General features: G+C 48.8%; 4 protein-coding genes and 3 pseudogenes. All 7 read right to left on the reverse strand.

Annotated features, from left to right (window positions below):
• Positions 1 to 806, reverse strand: a pseudogene (locus tag AO068_RS28875) (RHS repeat domain-containing protein); the annotation flags it as partial.
• A gap of 132 nt (positions 807 to 938) precedes the next feature.
• A complete protein-coding gene (gene comJ / locus AO068_RS23320) occupies positions 939 to 1,418 on the reverse strand; it encodes a competence protein ComJ (protein WP_058409588.1) in 480 nt (159 codons plus the stop codon).
• Positions 1,418 to 1,765 (reverse strand): NucA/NucB deoxyribonuclease domain-containing protein, encoded by a 348-nt coding sequence (locus tag AO068_RS29365; RefSeq protein WP_235592589.1) that lies wholly within the window; start codon positions 1,763 to 1,765, stop codon positions 1,418 to 1,420. Before AO068_RS29365 ends, comJ begins: the two co-directional genes overlap by 1 nt.
• A 9-nt stretch (positions 1,766 to 1,774) precedes the next feature.
• A pseudogene (locus AO068_RS29450) lies at positions 1,775 to 1,984 on the reverse strand (RHS repeat-associated core domain-containing protein); the annotation flags it as partial.
• Positions 1,985 to 2,017: 33 nt separating this feature from the next.
• Positions 2,018 to 2,209, reverse strand: coding sequence for a DUF6386 family protein (locus AO068_RS29375; RefSeq protein WP_223886595.1), 192 nt, complete (start codon positions 2,207 to 2,209; stop codon positions 2,018 to 2,020).
• Positions 2,210 to 2,700: 491 nt separating this feature from the next.
• The gene (locus AO068_RS23325) at positions 2,701 to 3,006 is read right to left on the reverse strand and encodes a hypothetical protein (RefSeq protein ID WP_016981973.1); all 306 of its coding nucleotides are present in this window, start codon (positions 3,004 to 3,006) and stop codon (positions 2,701 to 2,703) included.
• Positions 3,007 to 3,016: 10 nt separating this feature from the next.
• Positions 3,017 to 4,199 (reverse strand): annotated as a pseudogene (locus tag AO068_RS29380) (RHS repeat-associated core domain-containing protein); the annotation flags it as partial.

Genomic DNA, 4,199 nt, shown 5'->3' on the forward strand with positions numbered 1-4,199 from the left:
GTGAAGGTCTGCCAGCGCACGATGCCGACGACTTTTTCGATCAGGTTGCCCCAGGCGTCGTATTTGTATTCGTGGTTCGCCCATTGTTTGAGGCGGTTGTCTTTGACGTGATCGAAGCGGCTGGTGTTGAAGTTGAGGCGGTTGGCCGCGGCGTCGTAGCGGAATTCTTCGCCGTCGACCACTCTGCCGGTGTTGCGCGCCAGCAACTGGCCGTTGGCTTCGTATTCGTACTGGGTTTCGCCGCGCAGTTTGTCGAGGGTGCGGCTCAGTTCACCGGCCGGGTCGTATTCGTAGCGGCGGTGGACCGGGTTGTAGGCGTGTTCGACGTAGCGTTCTGGTTTTATGAGCGGGTTCTGGATCTGTGAGAGCTTTTCCGCGGGCAGGGTGGTCGCATACTGCCAGGCCTTGCGCCCCATGCTGTCGTAGCTGAAGCAGCTCGTGAGTTTGCCCTGGGTGCGGTAGACCTCGCGATGCAGGTCGTCGCGCTCCATGTCGCTGATTAGTTGGCCATCCAGATTCAGTTGGTGCAGATGACCGCTGCCGTAGTACAGGTGATTCAGGTACTGGCCGGTAGGAAGCGTCAGCGTGGTCAGGTTGCTGAGCGGATCGTACTCGTAGGCCAGCGCGCCCTGAGGCGTAGTTTCTTTGACGAGGCGGCCGAGCAGGTCGTAGGCGAAGTCGATCTTTTCAGCGGTGACGCCCAGTTTTCAGCCTAAGTCCGTCGGCTTACGTTTGATCGATAGCAGTCGGTCACCGTTGTCGTATGCATAGTCCTGACGCACGTCGTCATTTAGCTTTGCCAGCAGACTGCAGATTGAAAAAAGAAGGGCTGGCACAAAGTTGACAGCCCCTTTTTTCGACCAAGATTTTAAAGAGCTATATAGTTCAGAAAATTTTGACGGCATCATGGCAGAAAACGAAAACCAATAGCTTGGAGACTAAGCAACGCCCTTAACCAGTGACTGTCCCTTTACCCCACCCCATGGATCATCCATAAGATATTTTGCATCAAGCTCATCATTGGAAGGCACAAACGTGAACTTATAAAAAATTTCATCACCTTCACAAATTTCATAGTAAAGAGCATATTGGCGCTCTTCGACATCTAGAACGACTTTGGCTTCTTCAGCAGCTGAGGCAACCTCTAATTCGTTTTTTTTTGAAACAAAAAAGGGGACTACTATGCAGCGTTGAGTTTGTGTGTCCAAATTAAATTTTGTGTCCAGAGTCAAGCTTATATTTGCACCAAATGCGTCATCTGGTAGGGGGTCAAATATTACGTAGTCTTTATGTATTACAGCGCCTTGATCAATATTTAGCTTGCCCCATTGGCTCGAAGCTTCGTCATAGGCGCGTGACCGAATTTGAATTTGGCTATGAGATATGAGTAAATCTACTACTTGATTAGAATTTGCCATTAGAAAACCTCTACTTTAATTTTAGTTCGATTTGGAAGACCTGAAAGCACATTACCAATACTGGATCCTGCTCCTCGATTATCACTAGGACCGATGTGCCTAGCACTTGCACCGTTCCCTCCCTCTTTAAACATGGCCATAGGCCATTCGTCGCGATCTTTTGACTTCATTGTATTAACGTCTTTGAGGCTTGTCTTTCTATTTAATTTTGCTGCATCTCTCTGAATGGTTACTATGTACGGCTGCCCGCCATTGATTGCGTCTTGTATGTGACCAAAGGTTTTTGGATATTTGGAGCGTTTTAACCTTAAAAGGTAGTCGTGATCAACGGCATCTGCTTTTATCAAGGTACATCCGGCTAGACCCGTCACGTCAATCCAGCGAATTGGATTTATATTGTACTGGTACAGGTTATACCCTCCAGCCAACCCAATCGGATCCTGCGTTATAAACCGCCCAATCTCCGGGTCATAATACCGAAACGTGTTGCAGTGCAGCCCCGTCTCGACATCAAAATACTGCCCCTGAAACCGCAGGTTCTGCTCAACCTCGTTCTTTAAGAAGCGGCAACCGAGCTCAACTGTAAAACCACCAAGTTTTTAAAAAGCAGTAATCCGACATACTCGCCTAGCCGGATAGTACCCACAGGATGTGACACTCTCTTGATAGGTCGTCAGTATTTCAACATCATACCTTCCATCCTGGCCGAGGCCAAAGCAAGCAATGTTTCCTTTATTTGTTTCAAGTAGCTCATCTTCTGCAATACTCCACCAATCGCAGGTATCTTCCACCCTGTGTTTGAGGGCGTCGAGATCGAATACCGCAAGTGTAACGGTGTCCGTAAAGAAAAAACCATCAGTATAGGCCTTTTAGGAAGGCGTGGTTAGCATGTACGAATATCAAATTCTGACAGTTCAGGTGGGTGAGAGCATAGGCTATCTATTTACGTAAAAGGTAGCCATCACTGTTCAAGCTGTATTAACAAAAAATAAGTCTTGGCAGGAGCCATCGCCTTTTCGAGGATCTCCATCCTTCAGATACGGCTTACGGTGGGAGATAATCACCCGGATCCGCTGTAATCGCGGCAGGAGGCGCCGCGGCGGTCTTTGTTGTAATGAATCTCAAATTTACGCCCAAGCATATCGACTGCCCACGATGTACTCTGTTTGAAGTCGTAACGGCAATCGAAATACTCACTATCGCTTATCCCGTGCTCAACAACGCCAGTCTTGAACGTACGGCGATGAAGATCAATCCACTGAACTATTCAGTTGTGTACTGCTTATTCAAATAGCTCATATGCTTTTTCTTGTAGTGCTATTCCAATATCTTCGTATCTTTGAGTTTCGCTTTCATCGTAAAAGTCATCCGAGACATTGAAGTTGACATATATGTCAACGAAAGCTAGTGCTATCCTTTTGGGGATAATGTCTTTTTCACTGTAGTAGCTAATTATAAAGTCAATGGCTGAAAATAACTCAGCAACTTCTTTTTCAGAAACTTTGGCCCTAGTCCGTATTTTTACTGGAATAGAGTCTGCTCCCAAGAGTCTTGCATCGATCAGATCAACGGCGATTTCAGCGTTCATATTTATTACCTTAGCAAATAGTGATCTTGCTTGATGGAACATGCCCTTCGACTAATATTTCTCTTGATGCCGCCGCATAGTGAGCGGCTGGACCTTTCAGTCCCGCCGAGGCAGCCTTGTCAGGAGTAGAAATATCTACAATACTTTTGTTACCGTGGCTGTCGTGTACTACATCATCAGTATCAAAGCTTATAGTGGTTTGTCCCGTTCCTTTATACTTATTTATAACTTCCATGTCTGTGGTCGTAGAGACATACTGAGAACCTTTGAAGTTAGGTGAGCTGCCGTTGCGAACATGGCCCGCGGGTGACATGCCTCTTCCAGGATTTTTGGCAGAGATACCGTCGCTTACAAGCTCGTCTGGTCTTAGGTTCCGGTATACCTTTACCCAGCCAATGGGGTCTATCCAGCCTGTAGAGTTTGGAGCGTATATGTATAAATTAAACCCACCCAGCAAGCCAATCGGATCCTGCGTTATAAACCGGCCAATCTCCGGGTCATAATATCTAAACGTGTTGTAATGCAGCCCCGTCTCGGCATCAAAATACTGCCCCTGAAACCGCAGGTTCTGTTCAATCTCGTTCACCACCAGCTTCTCAACCGCACCCCACGCCCGGTACTTCGCCTGCCAGACGATCTGCCCTTCGGCATCGGTCATTTCCAGCGGCGTACCGATCTGGTCGGTGTGGAAGTAGTAAACCTTGTTCTCTACCTCGCCCTCTTTCTCATCCACACAGCGGCGTACCGATCTGGTCGGTGTGGAAGTAGTAAACCTTGTTCTCTACCTCGCCCTCTTTCTCATCCACGCGGGCCAGCGGCTCATAGCTGCCGGGCTCGTAGATATACAGGCTGCTCTGTCCCGGGCTTTCTTCGCGCAGCATGCGCAGGCCTTGCCAGAGGAAGCGCTTGTGGTCGGTCTGGCCTTTGATTTCGGACTGTTTGGCGACTCTTCGGCCCAGGCTGTCGTACTGATAGCTGCTGGTGCTTTCCACCTGCGTGTCAGCCATGGTTTCGGTTTTGACCAGGCGGTTTTCGCAGTCGTAGGTGAAGGTCTGCCAGCGCACGATGCCGACGACTTTTTCGATCAGGTTGCCCCAGGCGTCGTATTTGTACTCGTGGTTCGCCCACTGTTTGAGGCGGTTGTCTTTGACGTGATCGAAGCGGCTGGTGTTGAAGTTGAGGCGGTTGGCCGC

It is taken from the genome of Pseudomonas sp. ICMP 3272 (assembly GCF_001466905.1).
In the GTDB taxonomy this organism is placed as follows: Bacteria; Pseudomonadota; Gammaproteobacteria; order Pseudomonadales; family Pseudomonadaceae; genus Aquipseudomonas; species Aquipseudomonas amygdali.

Coding starts and splice junctions, on each gene's coding strand:
- comJ (WP_058409588.1), bottom strand. CDS start 1,418: ATGGCAAATTCTAATCAAGTAGTAGATTTACTCATATCTCATAGCCAA.
- AO068_RS23325 (WP_016981973.1), bottom strand. CDS start 3,006: ATGAACGCTGAAATCGCCGTTGATCTGATCGATGCAAGACTCTTGGGA.